The organism is Oceanobacillus neutriphilus (assembly GCF_014645515.1).
GTDB lineage: Bacteria > Bacillota > Bacilli > Bacillales > Amphibacillaceae > Oceanobacillus > Oceanobacillus neutriphilus.
The window spans coordinates 153,399-171,490 of record NZ_BMLW01000011.1 but is presented as its reverse complement, the minus strand read 5'-3'; the positions used below and the strand labels follow the sequence as shown (position 1 = coordinate 171,490).

The window sequence follows — 18,092 nt, the reverse complement described above, 5'->3', positions numbered from 1 at the left end:
GGGGAATATGAGTTGAAAAAGACAGTAATGACATTGACTGCGGCTTCCGTAGTAGGATTAAGTAGTGTATTTTTTTCAGGTCCGGTAAAGGCAGAATCAGTAGAAGATTTAGAAACTCGGCAATCTCAAGTACAGGACGATCGTGATTCTGTACAAGCTAATCTATCAGATGCAGAAAATGAAGTAGCTGATGTTCTGGTTGATCTACAAAATTTGCAGCAAGAGATTGATGATTTGAATTCAGCTCTTGAAAAAAACCAGCAAAAACTGGATGAAACAGAAGATGGCATTTCTACAACTGAGGATGAAATCAGTGAATTGAAAGCTGAGATTGATGAATTAGAAGAAGCAATTGAAAAACGTACGGAGATTTTAAAAGAACGTGCAGTATCTCTGCAACAAAACGGTGGAGATATCAGCTATCTTGAAGTATTGTTTGGAGCGCAGGATTTCAGTGATTTTGTAGGACGAGTTTCTGCAGTAAATAAAATTACTGATTCTGATTTAGCTTTACTTGAACAGCAGGAAGATGATAAACAAGAAGTGGCTGATAAACAGGAAACTGTTGAGTCGAAGCTTGATGAATTAAATCAATTAAAAACAGATTTAACAGGTATTAATAATACCATTACAGAACAAAAGGATGCTGCTAAGGATAAAGAGTCTTCTCTAAAGGATAAAGAGACAGATTTAACAGCGCTTATTGATGATTTACAAATTGAAGATTCCCGTTTAGCTGCAATTGAGGAAGATGTGGCTGACCGTTTAGAAGTTGCAACTGCTCCGGCACCGGAAACTTTAGTAGCAAGTGCCAGCGTAGGTTCAAACGAAGATAGCAGCGAAGAAGAAGCAAATGATTCTGAAAATGAGTCTAATGATGAACCAGCTGAAGAACCGGAAGAAGCTCCTGCAAGCCAGGAAGATACTGCTACAAATAACGAAGATACTAACAACAGTGATGATAATAACTCTGGAAGTGATAATTCTTCCAGCACAACTGAATCAGGTTCTAATGGTGGATCAAGTGAGTCTAACCAAACTCAAGCTCAAACTCAAAAAAAACCTGAGAAAAAAGAAGAACCAAAACAAGAATCTGCACCATCTACAGGTTCTGGAATCAGTGCAGTACTTAGCGCTGCGCAAGGCCAAACTTATCAAAACCAATATGTTTGGGGAGGAAAAAGCCCTAGCACAGGATTTGACTGTTCCGGATTTGTATCTTGGGCATTCGCTCAAGCTGGATACTCCATCCCATCTTACACTGGTGCATTAGTTGGCACTGGAAAAGCTATTGATTCAGGTAGTAAACAGCCTGGAGATTTAGTATTCTTTAATACAAATGGAACTAATGGTCACGTTGGTATCTATTTAGGAAACAATAAGTTTATTGGTTCTCAAAGCAGCACTGGTGTTGCCGTTGCTGATATGTCACCAGGAAGCTATTGGGGCGGCGAGTTCAGCGGGACAGTACGTCGTGTACAATAATAATTAATCATATTACCAAGAGTCCTTACATGAAGAAAAGCTTCGTGTGAGGGCTTTTTATATTTCCGGGTACTTCTGTAATCAGTCAGCTCATGACGGATTTCCAGGTATTTATTAATGAGTTGATAATAATATATACCCGATTAATTAAGTATAAAACATTATGAATCAGAAGTTTTTAATCCGGTAATTTCTGAATATAAATTGTATTAAGATCTTTTTGATGCCTTTGACGCAGATAAAATTGCCAGCTTGAAAATATCAGTTGTTTCATTGATAGTCAAGTAGACATATTATGCCTTTATCTATTATAATAAGCATAAGAGAAAGGGTGATTCGATGGGAAGGTAACGCGGAACTGTAGTTATAATAATCATATGGCAATATCCAAGCATCCTGATCATTTGGATCATCGGCGTGCGAAGGGAAGAGCGTTATAAGGGAAATCTTTATAATGGACTTAAAAAAGTGTTCAAAAGTGCAAAATAATATGTGTGTGGAAGAAGAGCTTTCCCAGCCTGTTACATTATACTTTTTGAACACGAATCTAGTAAAGAATTTTTAAATTTTCAGGAGGTGAAATCCTTGTGCAACGTTGCACAAGGATCTTAATTGGACATATCGACCATCATTAATTTATTTGCGGTTGCTATTTTAATCGCATTAACTGCTTTTTTTGTTATGTCAGAGTTTGCTATTGTAAAAATACGCAGTACACAGCTGGAGCCGCATATTACAGCAGGGAAAAGATCAGCAGCTGCTGCTAAGAAGATTGTTACTCATCTTGATGAGTATTTATCAGCCTGTCAGCTGGGAATTACAATTACAGCACTCGGAATTGGACGTTTAGCAGAGCCGACATTTGAAAGAATGCTACATCCGCTTTTGGAGGAATTTAATATTGGAACAGGACTGGTTACGACACTTTCCATTTTTATTTCATTCCTGATTGCAACATTCCTGCACGTAGTTGTCGGGGAGCTTGCTCCAAAGACATTAGCAATTCAAAAAGCAGAGCAGGTAACGTTAACTGTAGCATGGCCGTTGACCTGGTTCTATCGTCTTTTATTTCCGTTTATCTGGTTATTGAATGGGTCAGCACGGTTGTTAACCAGAGCAGTTGGTTTAAAACCGATGAGCGGACATGAGGAGACGCATACCGAAGAAGAACTACGCTTAATTTTAGCTGACAGCTATAAGAGCGGTGAAATTAATCAGTCTGAGATGATGTATGTAAATAACATATTTGAATTTGACGAACGGGTAGCCAGAGAAATTATGACACCAAGAACAGAAATGGTTTATTTCTCAACGGAAGATAGTTTTGAAGAAAATATCAATATTATTCACAAAGGCCAATTCACCCGTTACCCGGTTGCTGATGAAGATAAGGATAATATCATTGGTCTGGTAAATCTGAAGGAAGTATTTACTGGAAAGCTGAGCAATAAGGAACCCGCGACAATCGAAGACTATATCCGCCCAATTATTCATGTATCTGAAGCAACGCCAATTCGCCACCTCCTTTTAAAAATGCAAAAGGAACGTATTCATATGGCTATTGTAAATGATGAATATGGCGGTACAGCAGGATTAGTGACTGTTGAAGATATTCTGGAAGAAATTGTTGGAGATATCCGGGATGAATTTGATGAAGATGAAGTACCGGATTTTGAAATGATCAATGATACTACTTATTTAGTCGCTGGCAGGGTCAGCCTGGATGATATTAATCAGAAGCTGGGTATTAACCTGGAAGATGATGAAGTAGATACTATCGGGGGCTGGTTCTTTACCCACAATCTCGAAGCAGAGGTTGGAACTGTGATGGAATTTGAAGGGTATGAATTTGCTCTTGTAGAAAAAGATGGATATCAGATCAAGAGAGTGAGAATAACAAAGATTTCCGTGGAAGAGTCTGAGATAGAATAGAAACTTATTCTAAAGTAAATAAAAAATAGAAAAAAACCGAACAAACTTGAATCCCAAAAAGTAAAATGGGTTCAAAAAAAGTTCGGTTTTTTTGTATAAAATCCTTTATTGCCAATCTTGCATGTTATTGAAGTTTAAACTCTTAATATTTAGGATAAATACTAAATATATACTGACTTTAGAGGAGGGCTTATATATAATGAAAGACATTCAAGATATTGTAAAAGATTTAGAGAATGTGAGAGGAACAGGACCAAATAAAATATTTACCATGTACCTGAATACAGATTTAAGCGATCCGGATCAGCAGGGGGGAGAGTGGAAAATCCATTTAAAAAATGGATTGAACAACTTTGAGCATTATTTAAAAGAAGGCAGTGATAAAGAAGAACTCAAGAATTATCAACAGATAAAAAAACGGGTAAAAGATTTTATGGGAGAGATAGAAAGGAATCTCATGCGGGGAGTTATTATTATTGCTTCAGCTGATGGAGAGGTATGGTTTGCAGAGCGTGTCCAAATGCATCTGGAAAATGAATTTGAATGGCAGGAGACACCAATATTGGAGCAATTAAAGACCTTATCAGAGAAATATCCAAAAACAGGTATTATTCTTGTTCAGCAAAATCAAGTTAAGTTAATAGATACCAATTTAAATCAGGTAGAGGACACAACTGAATATGAATTAGATGTAGAAGAAGATACATGGAAGATAAAACAAGGACCACGTCAAGGAAGATCCACAACAGGACTAGGTTCAGGAAACTTACAGAAAGACCTGTTCAACGACCGTTATGAAGCGAACCAATATCGCTGGTATAAAAGTATCGCTCCTAAGCTGGACAAGCAGGCTAAAGACAGGGAGTGGAAACGGATATTCATTGTCGGCGAGGCACCTGCTTCCAAGACGCTGGAAACAGAAATGAACAAGGATATAGAAGATGTCATCTTAAAAAATATGCTGGATCATGGAGAAAGTAAAATTTTAGAAAAAGTACTTAATTGAATATACAATCCTGCAGCAAGACCATCTGTAAGATAATTGTCTAACAAAAAATGGACTGTTTTCCTTATTCCTGTAATAAATGAATAAGCAAACAGTCCGTTTTTTTGTTTAGGGAATAACTTTATTCCTTATCAACAGGTTCTAAGTATTCGCCATTTGCATAGCCGGTAACATCCTGATAAGTAATTTCAACCCATCCGAATTCATCCTGCTCGCTGGAAATTTGAACAATATCCCCCGTAACCAAAGTTGCTACAACCTCACTATTCGCATTGGGACCAGTACGGATATTTAATAAATCTGCTGTAACCTGAAAACCATCTTCAGTGGAATTGTCAGTAGCTTCATCAGCATTTTCTGCCTCTTCCTCAGATTCATCATCTGTATCTGCTTCCTCATCATCTGTGTCAGTATCCTCAGATTCATCATCCTGTCCGGACTGACTTACTCCTGCGACTTCATTTTGATAGTCAAATTCAGGGTTGTTGAATTGCCTTTGCATAATGAATACAAATACAACAAAAATAATTCCTGCAATAAATAATAAAAATAATCGAAATTTGCTACTTTTACGCATATTACTCTGCTCCTATTTTAAACGTTCTAAAGGTAGTATACATAACTTTTCGATATAAAGAAACACAATTCCCGAATTTTTTTGCAGTATATAAAATAGATAAGTTTAGAGACTTAATTAAAACTCCCGTTTCAAATTCTTTAAGAATTTGAAACGGGAGTTCATTAGAACCGAGTGCTGCTGAGAAAAGGTCAATTTTCAGTTGGAAACAAATCCTAAGCGTTCAGGCAAGCAGGGCATCTTCCATAAATCTCAAATTTATGGTCATCAATTTCATAATTTGTCAGTTCTGCAGAAGCTGTATCCATTGGGCAGATATCAATTTCTTTTGTTTTTCCACAGTCCGTACAAATAAAATGATGATGATGGTGATGGCTGCAGCTTAACCGAAAGTGCTTTTCACCTTCTAAATCTGTTTTTTCTAATATACCTAAATCATGGTATAAATGCAGATTACGATAGATTGTGTCGAAGCTGATTGCACCATATTTGTTTTCCAAATGAACAATCAAATCCTTTGCAGGCCGGTATCCATCCTCGGAAGCAAAGAATTCCAGGATATCCTTACGTTTTCCTGTTGTTTTATATCCTTTTTCTTTTAATACATTGATTGCATCTTGAAGATTCATCAAAAAACCTCCATTTATTTTCTAATTTTTTTAATTCCTATAGCGACTAATAATATGAATAACGATGTCATCACAATCGTTCCGCCTGGTGGAATGTCTAAATAATAACCTGAGATAATCCCAAATATAACAGCAATTTCACCAAAAAGGATTGACAGGAAAATCATTTGTTTAAATCCTTTGGCAATACGCATGCTGGCTGCTACCGGCAAGGTCATTAAAGCTGATACAAGCAGTACACCCACAATGCGGATAGAAGCAGCTATAACCAATGCCGTCAATATAATGAATAGCATATTGATCCATTTTACATGCAGTCCGGCAATGGTTGCCTGCTCTTCATCAAAGGACATGGTAAATAATTCTTTAAAGAAGAGCCAGATAATAACAAGAACAAAGGCGGCTACTCCGGAAATGACATAAAAATCATTTATAGTTACTGCCGATACTGACCCAAACAAATAATTGAATAAATCTGTGTTAAATCCGTCTGCAATAGAGATAAAAATAACACTGAGGCCTACACCGGCAGATAAAATAATAGGAATTGATATTTCCTGGTAGGCTTTATATACCGTACGCAGCTTTTCAATGAAAATCGAGCCGATCACAGAAAAGACCATTCCGCTATATATGGGGGAAATAACCCAGCCATACTTTTTTTCAGCCATTAAGCCGAAGGAAATTCCGGCTAAAGTGACGTGTGAAAGGGCATCAGCTATTAATGATTGCCGTCTCACTACAATAAAAGTTCCTAATAAAGGAGCAATTATACCAATTAAGATACCTGTAAGAAAAGTATATCTTAAAAAGGGGTAAGTTAAAAAATCCAAAAGCATTGTCTATCCTCCAACTATGAATTAATGCGTAACCAGACTTACCGGATGACCGTAAATTTGCGAGAAGTCTGCTTCCGTTAGTGACGCATACTCATCAGGGTTACCATGAAAATGCATCGTTTTATTTAAACAAACAATGTCTGTCGCATACTGGGTCATGGTGCCTGTATCGTGCGTTACCAGCAATAATGTTTTTTTATATTCGGTGCTCAGCTTGTAAAGCAGTTCATAAAATCTTTTCACATTTTCATAGTCAATACCTACCGTCGGTTCATCCAAAATGATCAGCTCAGGATCACTGACTAACGCTCTTGCGATAAAGATTCGCTGCTGCTGGCCACCAGACAGGTCTCCAATATTTTGTTTTGTATATTCCGTCATACCAACCTGTGCAATAGCTTCATGAATTTTTTGCTTATCTTTTTTTGACAAAAATCTGAAATAGCCAAGCTGTGCAGTGAGCCCGGAAGCAACTACTTCATATACTGTTGCAGGAAACCCTTTATTAAATGAATTTGCTTTTTGTGAGACAAAGCCGATTCGATCTTTATTCTTTAATTTTTGAATAGGCTGCCCAAAAACCATTATTTCTCCCGTTTCCGGTTTTTCTAAGCCAAGGATCAGCCGGATTAAGGTGGTTTTTCCGCCACCATTTGGACCAACCAGTCCCATAAAAGCTCCATCGGGAATTTCAAAGTTTATATTATCTAAGACTTTACGAGATCCATAATGGAAGTTAATATTAGACATGGACACAACAGGTGTTGTCATCTTATTCCTCCATTCTTACGGTAACAAATTATAATCAAAAGTACTTTATCTATGATATCGCAAGGGGTGCTTTTTGTAAATAGGAACGATTACGATTTTTATAAGTGTCTAAAATAAAACGTCTATTAATATGGAAGAAACCCGTTTTTTATGAGTATGTATTCAGTCTGAAGATCAATAAAGTTCGAAGGATAAATAATTGATAGTCCAAGGGTTAATGTATTAATGCAGTGGCTGCTGGCCACCTGTGACGATTACCGATTTGGACGATTAAAGAAAATTCATTTGAAACCCTTTACAAAAATCCTGTTAAATATATTGCCAAAAAATAAAAATTCCGTTATAGTATAAGTAATGTGAGATATTCGATTTGCCAATATCTTTATTTTTTGGCTTAAAAATGAATGAACATTCATTCAAGAAAGTCTGGAGGATTGTGAAATGACATATTCCATTAAAAGTGCAGCAGTAATAGGTTCAGGAGTGATGGGTTCTGGTATTGCCGCTCATTTAGCAAATGCGGGTTTATCTGTAACAATGTTTGACAGAGTACCAGATTCCTTGACAAACAAAGAAAAGAAGCAGGGACTTACATTAGAAGACAAAAAGGTCAGATACAGGATTGTTGAAGAGAGCAAGAAAAAGCTGGTAAAACAAAAGCCGTCGCCAATAACGTCTAAAAAAAGCTTAGAGCTGATTCAAGTTGCCAATTTGGAGGATGATTTAGCGTTGCTATCAGAAGCAGATTGGATTGTTGAAGTTATTGTAGAGAACCTGGAAGCGAAAAAAGAATTGTTCAAAAAGGTGGATGCGCATCGCAGAGCAGGTACAATTACCAGCTCTAATACATCAGGAATTTCTGTTGAAGCAATGATCGCAGATTCCTCAGAGGATATGCAGGAGCATTTTTTAGGTACTCACTTTTTTAATCCGCCGCGTTATTTGAAATTACTAGAGGTTATTCCAACAGAAAAGACAAGAACGGAAGTCCTTTCTTTTATGAAGACCTTTGGAGAAGATGTGTTAGGTAAGGGTGTTGTAGAGGCAAAGGATACACCAAACTTTATTGCAAACCGGATTGGAACCTACGGACTTTTGGTGACTGTCCAGGAAATGGAGAAACAGGGTCTAAGTGTCGGAGAAATAGATTCAATTACCGGCCCATTGATCGGCAGACCGAAAAGTGCGACATTCCGGACTCTGGATGTAGTGGGAATCGATACATTTTATCATGTGGCGAACAATGTATACCATCATGTATCTGATTCAAAAGAGAAAGAAATTTTCACTGTTCCGGACTTTTTAAAGAAGATGATTGAGAAAGGCTGGATTGGTGCGAAAAGTGGAAAAGGATTTTATGAAAAGAAAAAAGACCGGACAATTGTAGAAATTACCCCTGGAACTTTAGAGTATCAGGAAAGAAAGAGACTAAAAACAGCAGCCGTAGAATTAGCTAAGCAGGAAAAAGGTGTCAAAAGAAAAATGAAAGCGCTTATAAACCAAGAAGGAGATAAAGCTTCTGATTTTATTTGGTCTATTATCAAGCCGGTATTATTATATTCTGCTGATTTAGTCGGAGAAATTGCTGATGATATTGTTTCCATTGATGATGCGATGAAATGGGGCTTCGGCTGGGAATTAGGACCATTTGAAATCTGGGATGCGATTGGTGTAAGTGCTGCTGTGGAACGCATCCAGGATGAAGATACAGCCGTGCCAAGCTGGGTGCTTGATATGCTGGAAGAAGGAAATGAAACCTTCTATAAACAGGAAAAAGGGGATATTTACTTTTATCATGAAGACGAATATAAACAAAAGGTAGTAAACAAGAAAGAAATATCCTTGGCAGCAATAAAAGAGCAAAAGGGAACTATTAAAAAAAATGCAGGTGCCAGCCTGATTGATATTGGAGATGGTGTTGCACTCCTGGAGTTTCATTCAAGAAGTAATGCAATCGGACTGGATATTATCCAGATGGTTAATGAATCGATTGAAGAAGTAAATAAAAATTATAAAGGTCTGGTCATCGGAAACCAGGGCAAAAATTTCTGCGTCGGTGCCAATTTAGCGATGATGCTGATGGAAGCACAGGATGATAATATTTTCGAATTAGATCTTGTTATCCGTCAATTTCAAAATATGGCGATGAATATTAAGTATTCCAACAAACCGGTAGTTGCTGCGCCATTTAATATGACATTAGGCGGCGGTGCAGAAGTATCTCTGCCGGCTGCAGCGATTCAGGCTTCACCAGAAACCTATATGGGGCTGGTCGAATTTGGAGTCGGCCTTATCCCTGGCGGGGGAGGCACAAAAGAGCTTTATTTAAAAGAGCTTAGAAATCTCCCTGAAGGTGTAGATGTTGATTTAACGAAGGTAGCAAATGATGTTTTTGAAAAAGTAGCGACGGCAAAAGTGTCCACCTCTGCTAGAGAAGCTATGGAAAATGGATATCTGAATAAAAATGACCGTATCAGCAGGAATCCGGACCATGTTCTCTACGATGCGAAAAAACGTGTATTATCTTTATTCAATGAAGGATATGAGAAGCCTGTACGGGAAAAAATTCCGGTTGTTGGGGAAGCGGGCTATGCAGCAATGGTTATGGGAGCAAAATCGCTGCACTATAGCGGCTATGCTTCAGAGTATGATTTGAAAATTGCTGAAAGATTAGCCTATGTCTTATCTGGCGGAAGGATAAAAGAAGGGACAGAGATTGATGAACAGGTGATGCTTGATTTAGAAAGAGAAGCATTCTTAAGCCTTATTGCGGAACCGCTGACACAGCAGAGAATGCAGCACATGCTTGTAAAAGGAAAGCCGTTACGAAATTAATCTTTTAAAGAGAGCGTTTAAAAAGTCCTGTTTATCGGGCTTTTTGAACACGTACTTATTGGAAGCATGCATTTAAAGGAGGGCATATCCGTGAAAGAAGCAGTAATTGTGGCTGGTGCAAGAACACCAGTAGGAAAAGCAAATAAAGGATCCTTACGGGATGTAAGGCCAGATGATCTGGCAGCTTTAACTGTAAAAGAAACCTTAAAAAGAGCCGGTAATTATCAAGGTTCTATAGATGATGTGATTATTGGCTGCGCAATGCCGGAAGCAGAGCAGGGAATGAATATGGCACGAAATATTGCCGGTCTGGCTGGCTTAAGTCAGGATGTACCGGGAATTACCGTAAACCGCTACTGTGCTTCAGGATTACAAACGATTGCCTATGGTGCTGAACGGATTATGGTCGGTGCTGCTGAGACAATTATTGCCGGCGGAGCAGAATCTATGTCCATGATTCCAATGGGCGGGCATGTTATTAAACCGAACCCGACCCTGGTTGCAAATGCGCCAGAATATTATATGAATATGGGACATACGGCAGAAGAAGTGGCAAATCGTTTTGACATTTCAAGAGCAGATCAGGATGCTTTTGCAGTACAGAGCCATGAGCGCGCTGCTGCTGCAATGGAGAAAGGTCTGTTTCAGGATGAAATTGTTCCTGTAGAAGTGAAAGAACGTTTTGTAGGAAAGAACAATAAGATTGAAGAAAAATCCTTCTCCTTTGAAATGGATGAGGGAGTTCGCTCAGGAACAAATATAGAGGTTTTAAGCTCACTGCGCCCGGCCTTTCATATAAAAGGTAGTGTTACTGCCGGGAATGCTTCACAAATGAGTGATGGGGCAGCTTCTGTATTATTAATGGATAAAGAAAAGGCAGAGGCAGAAGGATTAACTCCAATTCTAAAATTCCGTTCCTTTGCGGTAGCAGGAGTAGCACCGGAAATTATGGGAGTCGGTCCGGTAGAAGCGATTCCTAAGGCAGTAAAAATGGCGGGTTTAGAGTTATCTGATATTGGGTTGTTTGAATTAAATGAAGCTTTTGCATCACAGGCACTGCGGGTTATCAGAGCATTAGATTTAGATACAGATAAGGTGAATGTAAATGGCGGTGCCATTGCGTTGGGCCACCCGCTCGGCTGTACTGGTACAAAGCTGACAGTCAGCTTAATGCATGAGATGAAGCGGAGAAATGAGCAATTCGGAATAGTAACCATGTGTATCGGCGGCGGCATGGGTGCTGCAGGGGTATTTGAGCTTTTATAAGTGTTATTTCCATAATCCATTTAATTGAAAAGGGGTAATAATAATGAGTGAGACAAAAGAAAGATTATTTAAAGGCGGCGGTTTTCTGGTTGAGGATATTACTGGAGAGGATATCATTACACCGGAGGATTTTACAGATGAACATAAGATGATCGCGAAAACAACAGAGGATTTTGTACTGGGAGAAGTTGTTCCTAAGATTGATAATCTGGAAAATCATGAATTTGAGCATTCTGTTAAGCTGCTTAAAAAAGCAGGAGAATTAGGCCTGCTTGGTGCAGATGTTCCAGAAGCATATGGCGGTCTGGCCCTGGATAAAATCAGTTCTTCCTTAATTACAGAGAAGTTTTCCCGTGCAGGAGGTTTCTCTATAACTCATGGAGCACATGTTGGTATCGGATCACTGCCGATTGTCTTCTTTGGAAATGAAGAACAAAAGGAAAAATATTTGCCTAAATTAGCTACTGGGGAGTTAATTGCTGCCTACGCATTAACAGAGCCAAGCTCCGGCTCAGATGCACTTGGAGCAAAAGCAACAGCGAAACTGAATGATGCAGGAACACATTATATATTAAATGGAGAGAAGCAATGGATTACCAACTCAGCCTTTGCAGATGTCTTTGTCGTATACGCTAAAATTGACGGCGAGCATTTCAGTGCTTTTATTGTTGAAAGGGAGTACCCTGGGGTATCTACAGGGCCGGAGGAAAAGAAAATGGGAATTAAAAGCTCCTCCACAAGAACACTTGTATTAGAGGATGCAGAAGTTCCTGTAGAAAATCTGCTCGGTGAAAAAGGCCGCGGACATGTGATTGCTTTTAATATCCTGAACGTGGGCCGCTATAAATTGGCTGTAGGCGGAGTCGGAGGATCAAAGCGTGCATTGGAATTAGCAGCAAAGTATGCGAATGAACGGAAGCAATTTCAAACGCCTATTTCCAGCTTCACCCTGACACAGGAAAAATTAGCAACGATAGCTTCAAAAATCTATGCAAATGAAAGTGCCGTTTATCGAACAGTGGGGTTATTTGAACAGCGGATGGGCTCGTTATCTGATGAACAGCTGCAGGATGGCCGTGAAGTCGCCCGGGCAATCGCCGAGTATCAAATTGAGTGCTCCATGACAAAATATATGGCTACAGAATTACTGGATTATGCAGCGGATGAAGCTGTTCAGCTGCATGGCGGATATGGCTTTATGCAGGAGTATGAAGTGGAGCGTATTTATCGTGATTCACGCATTAACCGTATTTTCGAGGGAACAAATGAAATTAACAGACTTATTGTACCGGGAACACTCTTGAAAAAAGCATTAAAAGGCGAGCTGCCGCTGCTGGAAAAAGCGCAGGGACTGCAGGAAGAATTAATGATGATGATGCCGGAGGAAGTAGGAACAGACGCCTTAGAACAGGAAAAATATTTATTAAGAAATGCGAAAAAAATGATTCTGCTGGGTGCCGGTTTAGCAGCGCAGAAATATGGCAAAAAATTAGACCGTGAGCAGGAAATTCTCATTAAATTAGCAGATATGACGGCAGAAGTATTTAATATGGAATCGGCCATTCTTCGTACAGAAAAAGCCATTGCTAAGTCTGGATTAGAAAAAGCACATCAAAAATTACTTTATACAGAAGTTTATGTTCAGGAAGCATTTAACCGGATGGAAGCAGCGGCAAAGGAAATTCTGATTACAGCAGAAGAAGGAGATACATTGCGTATCATGCTGTCCTCCCTGCGCAAACTGACCAGACATACACCGATTAATACGGTTAAAAAGAAACGTGAAATTGCTGCAAAAATTATTGAAGAAGAAAAATATATTGTCTGATACATTAGAAAGAGGCTGGATATCCAGCCTTTTTTTAATGGTTCATTCCTTCGTTGCTTTTTCTTTTGGAGCATCCTCTTTTAGTAAAGCTTTAATCTCTTTAAGCTCTTTATCCATCTCCTCCAGCTTCAATTCAGTCGGTGTGGGCTGATTTTCGCGATTTGCTTCTTCTACATTATTTACGATTACCCCAACGAATAAATTAATAATGACAAATGCGCCAATAAGAATAAACGAAATAAAGTAGAGTAAAGCTATGCTGGTTTCTTCTAAAATAGGGTACATCACGCCTGTTGCCCAGGAATCAAGCGTGATAAGCTGAAATAAGGTCAACAAGGTCCGGTGAAGCGATCCAAAATGATCTGGAGCAATGGATTGAAACAACATGGTACCGATAACAGCATAAATATAAAAGAAAATGGTGAGTAAGATCAGGATGTTTCCCATCGAAGGAATTGTTAACAGAAGTGCATTCACCATTTTTCGTAATGATGGAATAATGGAAATGGCACGAAGCACCCGGAGTATCCTGAAAATACGTAAGACAATAACATAATTGGAACCTACAAATAGAATGCTGGCTGCTACAATAACAAAATCAAATACATTCCAGGGATTTTTAAAAAAATTTGCAAGTGAATAGCTGCCAATAATCCGGGTCATAATTTCTACAGTGAAAATACTGAGGAGGGCAGCATCTATCCAATACAAAGACACAGCATAGCGCTGGTTAATTGCCGGGTATGTTTCTAATCCAACAATAATAGCATTCAATAAAATAAGACCAATAATGATATCAGTAAATGTTTTATTTTCTGCGATGACAGCACATCTATTTTGAAAAGCATTCCATGTCATTAACGTATGTCCTTTCTTTAGTACATATTATAATTTGAAGGAATATTCACATAAATTAAAGGGGATGAAGTAATAGATTCTATTAATCAATGTAAAAACATACCCGTTGTTTATTGTACTAATTTTTAATTGTTTTGTCATTTTGAACTGTGTAATTTCTTATGGGAAAATAACGCTCTCAGAATCGATTCAATATATTGGATTAAAGCTGAAGTTTCATGGTACGCTAATAAAAAAGAAACAATATTACAGGAGGGATTAACATGTATCGGAAATTAAACGATTTTTTAACAGAATGGTCACAGTCTGCTGACGGAACCAAAGCAGTATTAAAAGCTTTAGAAGATGAAAAATTGGATCAATCTATTGAAGAAGGACACAATAGTCTAGGCTGGCTTGGCTGGCATTTAGTGAACAGTCCTGTATTCTTCATGAGCTTAGTAGGCGTTAATCTGGAGTCTCCTTACGACCCTGATCAAATCCCGGTAAAAGCAAGTGAAATTTTAGAAGCATATGAGGATATTTCAAAACGTGTTGTGGAGAAAGCAAAAGAACAGCTGTCAGATGAAGCTTTGGTAAATGAAACCGGTGATTTTGGCGGACCTGCACCGAAAGGAAGTATTTTGCGGATGCTGGTCAGTCATCAAATTCATCACCGCGGTCAAATGACAGTTTTACTTAGACAAGCTGGTTTGAAGGTGCCTGGAGTTATGGGGCCGACAAAAGAGGACCAGCAGTAAAGAACGGAGGAATACACATGACATTATCTTTTTACTGGTACCCCAAGTGCGGTACCTGCCGAAATGCGAAAAAATGGCTGGATGAAAATCAAATTGATTATAAAGCAATTCATATTGTAGAGGAAACGCCAAGTGAAAGCCAGATACTCTCTTTGATGGAGACTAGCGATTTACCGGCAAAGAAGTTTTTTAATACAAGTGGTAAGAAGTATCGTGAGCTTCATTTAAAGGAAAAAATAAATGATTTATCTCCTCAGGAAATGGCGGAGATTTTAGCTTCTGATGGTATGTTAATAAAAAGACCGATTCTGACCGATGGAAAGAAAGTAACTGCCGGTTTTAAAGAAGAAGTCTATGAATCTGCTTGGAAGTAAGGTGGGGCTAGAATTTAAACCCGCTTCAATGTATAGTTAAAGAAGATGTTCAAAAAGTCGCCTTGACCTTTTTGCTTCAAATTTGGGACCTGTTTGAACATGTGATTAAAGTGAAATAATGATGATTTTGGAGGGATACGAAATGAGCTTGCCAGAGGATTATTTATATTCAAAAGAACATGAATGGGTAAAGAAAGAGGATGGAAAAGTCCGCATTGGGATTACAGACTTCGCACAAGATGAGCTTGGAGATATTGTCTTTGTGGAGTTACCGGAAGTCGGTGATTCTTTAGAGCTTGATGAACCATTTGGAAGTGTAGAGTCAGTTAAAACCGTTTCCGAGCTATATGCTCCTGTAAGCGGGAAAGTTGTAGAAGTAAATGAAGAGCTGGAAGACAGCCCTGAGCTTGTCAATGAATCACCATATGAAAAAGCATGGATGATCGTTATTGAGCTTGAGGATGATAATGATTTAAGTGAATTATTAGATGCAGAAGCATACCAGGAATTTATAGAAGAATAATATAATTACATTACGCCTATTTTAGAAAAAGTGAAAAGGACAGAAACTCATCTGACATTTTCAAAAGGGCTCTAAAAAAGGGGTGAAAAGAGCTGACTTTTCCACAATCGTGTATAGTTAGCTCTTTTCTTTTCATATAATATAGAAAAAGCATATTAGTTGCGATAAGGAGTGCAAGACGATGATGGAAGATGATTACAGTAAAGTTATAATCGTTGAAGGGTTATCTGATAAAAAACATATTGAAAAAATTCTTGACGATAATACCATCACCATTGTTTGTACAAATGGAACCATAGGCGTTGAAAGATTTGAAGAGCTGTTGGAATATTATCATTTGGACGATACAGATGTATTTATTCTTGTGGATGAGGATGACTCGGGAATGAAGCTCCGAAAGCAGCTGGCAAGGGAATTGCCGCATGCAGAGCATATTTATGTAAGCAGCGAATTCAGAGAAGTTGCAGCTACGCCAATGAAGACATTGGCAAGTATCCTGGCTGGCAAGCGTATTGGAATAGATCTTAATTATCTTGCAAAATAATTCATTTACGCGTTAAAATAAAAATGAATTTTATTTATCAAGGAAATTGCTGCAAATGCTAATAGTTCTTCTGATATTTATGAAAAGGAGAAAGATTGAGGGGAATCAACTTGAAACAATTTAATGAAGCAGAAGTAAATCATCATCGGCTCATATTATATATTTATACACCATTTTGCGGGACGTGTACGGTAGCTCGGGCAATGCTTGAGAATGTGGAAAGAATGCATCAGGAAGACATTTTTTCAGAAATGAATGCTTCCATGCATCCGGAGTTTATGCAGCAGCACAAAATAGAAAGTGTCCCATGTCTTGCTTTTATAGAAGACGGTGAAGTCGTGGAGAAGGTGTACACATTTAAATCTACAGCAAATATTTATCAGTATTTAATGAAGTATAAACCAGAGCTGTTCGCAGCATTAAATAACTAAGCTTCTCAACTTTCGCACCTGGGGATAAGCATCTATACCTTTCTATTTCAGGATGAATATATTTTACATTATCCTGTTTGCGTTTTATTAAATCATCTTTTTATTGAAAGGAAGATTGTGTATAGCGCCTGCAACCAACCACTCTGCTTTCCGACGTACAAATGTTTCCGATGGGGTGAGTAATCGCAAAAGCTCTTCGGTGGGACGAGTAATCGCAGTCCCAGCCCCAGGACGCCTGAGATCTTAGTCTGCCATGGGGACGGCTTCAGCTAACTTGAAAAGGAAACCGCTTTTCAAGTGGATCTTCAGCTCGTCCTGTTTCCATAGGAGTCTTCGTGGTTGGTCTGCGCTTAGTTAGGCTTCTACAGCGAATGACAGAAATCATAACCTGATGAAGCTGGAAATAACCGATTTTTGCTTGATGGAAAGATCATTTTAGCGTTTCAAATGGTTGATTTGGTAATTTAAATGATGTCATAGCAGATAGCATGGATAGTAAATATAAGGAAGAGCTTTCATGAATAGAAAGTAATCGTGACGCGACATTTTATAAGCACTACGAAAAATATGTTCTTTACTGGTCTAATTTCTATTTACTCAGTTATATTAAACATTATAAAACCCCCTGCAAGCGGAGGCGGACCGTTTTGACTCCTGAGGGATCAGCACCATCTGAAGATCCACTTTTGCCAAGTGCTCTTCTTGGCAAAAGTTAGCTGAAGAGCGTGCCCCTAGGAAAGCAAAACGGTCCGCCGCAGCGGTGGCCTCACACATTACCTTCTTTGTTCGGTAGAGTTTATGCTTTGTCAAGAAATGGATGGAAGGAACGATCAACACCTATCACTATGATAAGCAAGTTATTTTTTAAAGTGCGAAAGTTGAGTAAGCTTTATTACCGATAACTATGAAGATATCCTTGCTTTGACGCCAATCGGCGCATAATAACGAGCATTTTAAAAGAATATTAAGGATATAAGACTTTAACTATTCGTGAGGAACGATTATCATAAATTATCCGAAAATATAAGTTTAAATCGATTTTGTGCGGGAATCATACCTGTGTTAGCATATTTATTGTGTTAAACAAACCGAAAGGATGATTTATTATTACCACTGAGAATGGTTTAAGCTACACTTCGGAAATGGAAAAAGCTATTGGACAATCAAGAGGTGTCAATTACCAGGAATATGACAGAAGTCTGGAAAAGAAATTAAAAGTGGAAGAACAAAGAGAAAAAGAATATCAAAACGCGAAAATGATCTCATCAGGAGTAGAACTCAGACGTTTGAAATAAAGAAAATAAAAAGTTGGTGTCAAAGGGCATCAGCTTTTTTATATGAAACAATCTATTGGAAACAACCGTAAACCCATGAAATACAACAGAAATATGTTGCTGGGTTTTTACGGGAGAGAGCTGTTTATTTTCCGTTTTTTAAATGAAAAATAAAAGGAG

At 38.3% G+C, this 18,092-nt stretch carries 17 protein-coding genes; 12 read left to right on the top strand and 5 right to left on the bottom strand.

The features are described from left to right. Positions 1-12: 12 nt before the first annotated feature. The 3 genes from IEX29_RS18250 to IEX29_RS18240 all read left to right on the top strand — a co-directional run bounded on the left by IEX29_RS18250 (position 13) and on the right by IEX29_RS18240 (position 4,423). The gene (locus IEX29_RS18250; RefSeq protein WP_188735966.1) at positions 13-1,485 is read left to right on the top strand and encodes a C40 family peptidase; all 1,473 of its coding nucleotides are present in this window, start codon (positions 13-15) and stop codon (positions 1,483-1,485) included. Between the two features lie 612 nt (positions 1,486-2,097). Further along, positions 2,098-3,417: a hemolysin family protein gene (locus IEX29_RS18245; protein WP_188735964.1), complete on the top strand. Its 1,320-nt coding sequence runs from the start codon at positions 2,098-2,100 to the stop codon at positions 3,415-3,417. A 199-nt stretch (positions 3,418-3,616) separates the two neighbouring features. Continuing rightward, entirely contained in the window at positions 3,617-4,423 is an 807-nt protein-coding gene (locus tag IEX29_RS18240; RefSeq protein WP_188735962.1) for a VLRF1 family aeRF1-type release factor, read from the top strand. Between the two features lie 121 nt (positions 4,424-4,544). Here the strand turns inward: IEX29_RS18240 and IEX29_RS18235 are convergent, their stop codons facing one another. From IEX29_RS18235 to IEX29_RS18220, 4 genes are all read right to left on the bottom strand, one after another. Further along, a complete protein-coding gene (locus IEX29_RS18235) occupies positions 4,545-5,000 on the bottom strand; it encodes an SH3 domain-containing protein (protein ID WP_188735960.1) in 456 nt (151 codons plus the stop codon). 215 nt (positions 5,001-5,215) lie between these two features. Then, positions 5,216-5,629 carry a Fur family transcriptional regulator gene (locus tag IEX29_RS18230; protein ID WP_188735959.1) on the bottom strand — a complete coding sequence of 138 codons (414 nt, stop codon included), beginning with the start codon at positions 5,627-5,629 and terminating at the stop codon, positions 5,216-5,218. A gap of 14 nt (positions 5,630-5,643) precedes the next feature. Next, positions 5,644-6,468, bottom strand: coding sequence for a metal ABC transporter permease (locus tag IEX29_RS18225; protein ID WP_077602035.1), 825 nt, complete (start codon positions 6,466-6,468; stop codon positions 5,644-5,646). 21 nt (positions 6,469-6,489) lie between these two features. Next, the gene (locus tag IEX29_RS18220) at positions 6,490-7,239 is read right to left on the bottom strand and encodes a metal ABC transporter ATP-binding protein (RefSeq protein ID WP_188735957.1); all 750 of its coding nucleotides are present in this window, start codon (positions 7,237-7,239) and stop codon (positions 6,490-6,492) included. Between the two features lie 441 nt (positions 7,240-7,680). Here IEX29_RS18220 and IEX29_RS18215 point away from each other — a divergent pair, with 441 nt between their 5' ends. The 3 genes from IEX29_RS18215 (at position 7,681) to IEX29_RS18205 (ending at position 13,168) form a co-directional block, all read left to right on the top strand. Next, complete coding sequence (locus IEX29_RS18215; RefSeq protein ID WP_188735955.1) at positions 7,681-10,074, top strand: 3-hydroxyacyl-CoA dehydrogenase NAD-binding domain-containing protein; 2,394 nt, start codon at positions 7,681-7,683, stop codon at positions 10,072-10,074. Positions 10,075-10,164: 90 nt separating this feature from the next. After that, positions 10,165-11,340, top strand: a complete 1,176-nt coding sequence (locus tag IEX29_RS18210) for an acetyl-CoA C-acetyltransferase (RefSeq protein WP_188735952.1) — start codon at positions 10,165-10,167, stop codon at positions 11,338-11,340. A 43-nt stretch (positions 11,341-11,383) separates the two neighbouring features. Next, complete coding sequence (locus tag IEX29_RS18205) at positions 11,384-13,168, top strand: acyl-CoA dehydrogenase FadE (protein WP_188735951.1); 1,785 nt, start codon at positions 11,384-11,386, stop codon at positions 13,166-13,168. A 42-nt stretch (positions 13,169-13,210) separates the two neighbouring features. Here the strand turns inward: IEX29_RS18205 and IEX29_RS18200 are convergent, their stop codons facing one another. Next, positions 13,211-14,026, bottom strand: coding sequence for an ion transporter (locus IEX29_RS18200; protein ID WP_188735949.1), 816 nt, complete (start codon positions 14,024-14,026; stop codon positions 13,211-13,213). A gap of 263 nt (positions 14,027-14,289) precedes the next feature. Between IEX29_RS18200 and IEX29_RS18195 the strand changes: the two genes are divergently transcribed. The 6 genes from IEX29_RS18195 to IEX29_RS26805 all read left to right on the top strand — a co-directional run bounded on the left by IEX29_RS18195 (position 14,290) and on the right by IEX29_RS26805 (position 17,933). Beyond that, entirely contained in the window at positions 14,290-14,766 is a 477-nt protein-coding gene (locus IEX29_RS18195) for a DinB family protein (RefSeq protein WP_188735947.1), read from the top strand. 17 nt (positions 14,767-14,783) lie between these two features. Beyond that, positions 14,784-15,140, top strand: coding sequence for an arsenate reductase family protein (locus IEX29_RS18190; protein WP_188735945.1), 357 nt, complete (start codon positions 14,784-14,786; stop codon positions 15,138-15,140). Between the two features lie 142 nt (positions 15,141-15,282). After that, the gene (gene gcvH, locus IEX29_RS18185; RefSeq protein ID WP_188735943.1) at positions 15,283-15,663 is read left to right on the top strand and encodes a glycine cleavage system protein GcvH; all 381 of its coding nucleotides are present in this window, start codon (positions 15,283-15,285) and stop codon (positions 15,661-15,663) included. A gap of 184 nt (positions 15,664-15,847) precedes the next feature. Next, the gene (locus IEX29_RS18180; protein ID WP_373290695.1) at positions 15,848-16,207 is read left to right on the top strand and encodes a toprim domain-containing protein; all 360 of its coding nucleotides are present in this window, start codon (positions 15,848-15,850) and stop codon (positions 16,205-16,207) included. Between the two features lie 110 nt (positions 16,208-16,317). Next, entirely contained in the window at positions 16,318-16,638 is a 321-nt protein-coding gene (locus tag IEX29_RS18175) for a thioredoxin family protein (RefSeq protein WP_188735939.1), read from the top strand. Positions 16,639-17,780: 1,142 nt separating this feature from the next. Then, positions 17,781-17,933: a YuzK family famiily protein gene (locus tag IEX29_RS26805; protein ID WP_175637096.1), complete on the top strand. Its 153-nt coding sequence runs from the start codon at positions 17,781-17,783 to the stop codon at positions 17,931-17,933. Positions 17,934-18,092: the final 159 nt, after the last annotated feature.

What these genes read in the sequence shown, in the direction of transcription:
- IEX29_RS18190 (WP_188735945.1), top strand. Translation starts at nt 14,784, where the DNA reads ATGACATTATCTTTTTACTGGTACCCCAAGTGCGGTACCTGCCGAAAT.
- IEX29_RS18200 (WP_188735949.1), bottom strand. Translation starts at nt 14,026, where the DNA reads ATGACATGGAATGCTTTTCAAAATAGATGTGCTGTCATCGCAGAAAAT.
- IEX29_RS18240 (WP_188735962.1), top strand. Translation starts at nt 3,617, where the DNA reads ATGAAAGACATTCAAGATATTGTAAAAGATTTAGAGAATGTGAGAGGA.
- IEX29_RS18215 (WP_188735955.1), top strand. Translation starts at nt 7,681, where the DNA reads ATGACATATTCCATTAAAAGTGCAGCAGTAATAGGTTCAGGAGTGATG.
- IEX29_RS18230 (WP_188735959.1), bottom strand. Translation starts at nt 5,629, where the DNA reads ATGAATCTTCAAGATGCAATCAATGTATTAAAAGAAAAAGGATATAAA.
- IEX29_RS26805 (WP_175637096.1), top strand. Translation starts at nt 17,781, where the DNA reads ATGGAAAAAGCTATTGGACAATCAAGAGGTGTCAATTACCAGGAATAT.
- IEX29_RS18205 (WP_188735951.1), top strand. Translation starts at nt 11,384, where the DNA reads ATGAGTGAGACAAAAGAAAGATTATTTAAAGGCGGCGGTTTTCTGGTT.
- IEX29_RS18235 (WP_188735960.1), bottom strand. Translation starts at nt 5,000, where the DNA reads ATGCGTAAAAGTAGCAAATTTCGATTATTTTTATTATTTATTGCAGGA.
- IEX29_RS18180 (WP_373290695.1), top strand. Translation starts at nt 15,848, where the DNA reads ATGGAAGATGATTACAGTAAAGTTATAATCGTTGAAGGGTTATCTGAT.
- IEX29_RS18220 (WP_188735957.1), bottom strand. Translation starts at nt 7,239, where the DNA reads ATGACAACACCTGTTGTGTCCATGTCTAATATTAACTTCCATTATGGA.
- gcvH (WP_188735943.1), top strand. Translation starts at nt 15,283, where the DNA reads ATGAGCTTGCCAGAGGATTATTTATATTCAAAAGAACATGAATGGGTA.
- IEX29_RS18225 (WP_077602035.1), bottom strand. Translation starts at nt 6,468, where the DNA reads ATGCTTTTGGATTTTTTAACTTACCCCTTTTTAAGATATACTTTTCTT.
- IEX29_RS18195 (WP_188735947.1), top strand. Translation starts at nt 14,290, where the DNA reads ATGTATCGGAAATTAAACGATTTTTTAACAGAATGGTCACAGTCTGCT.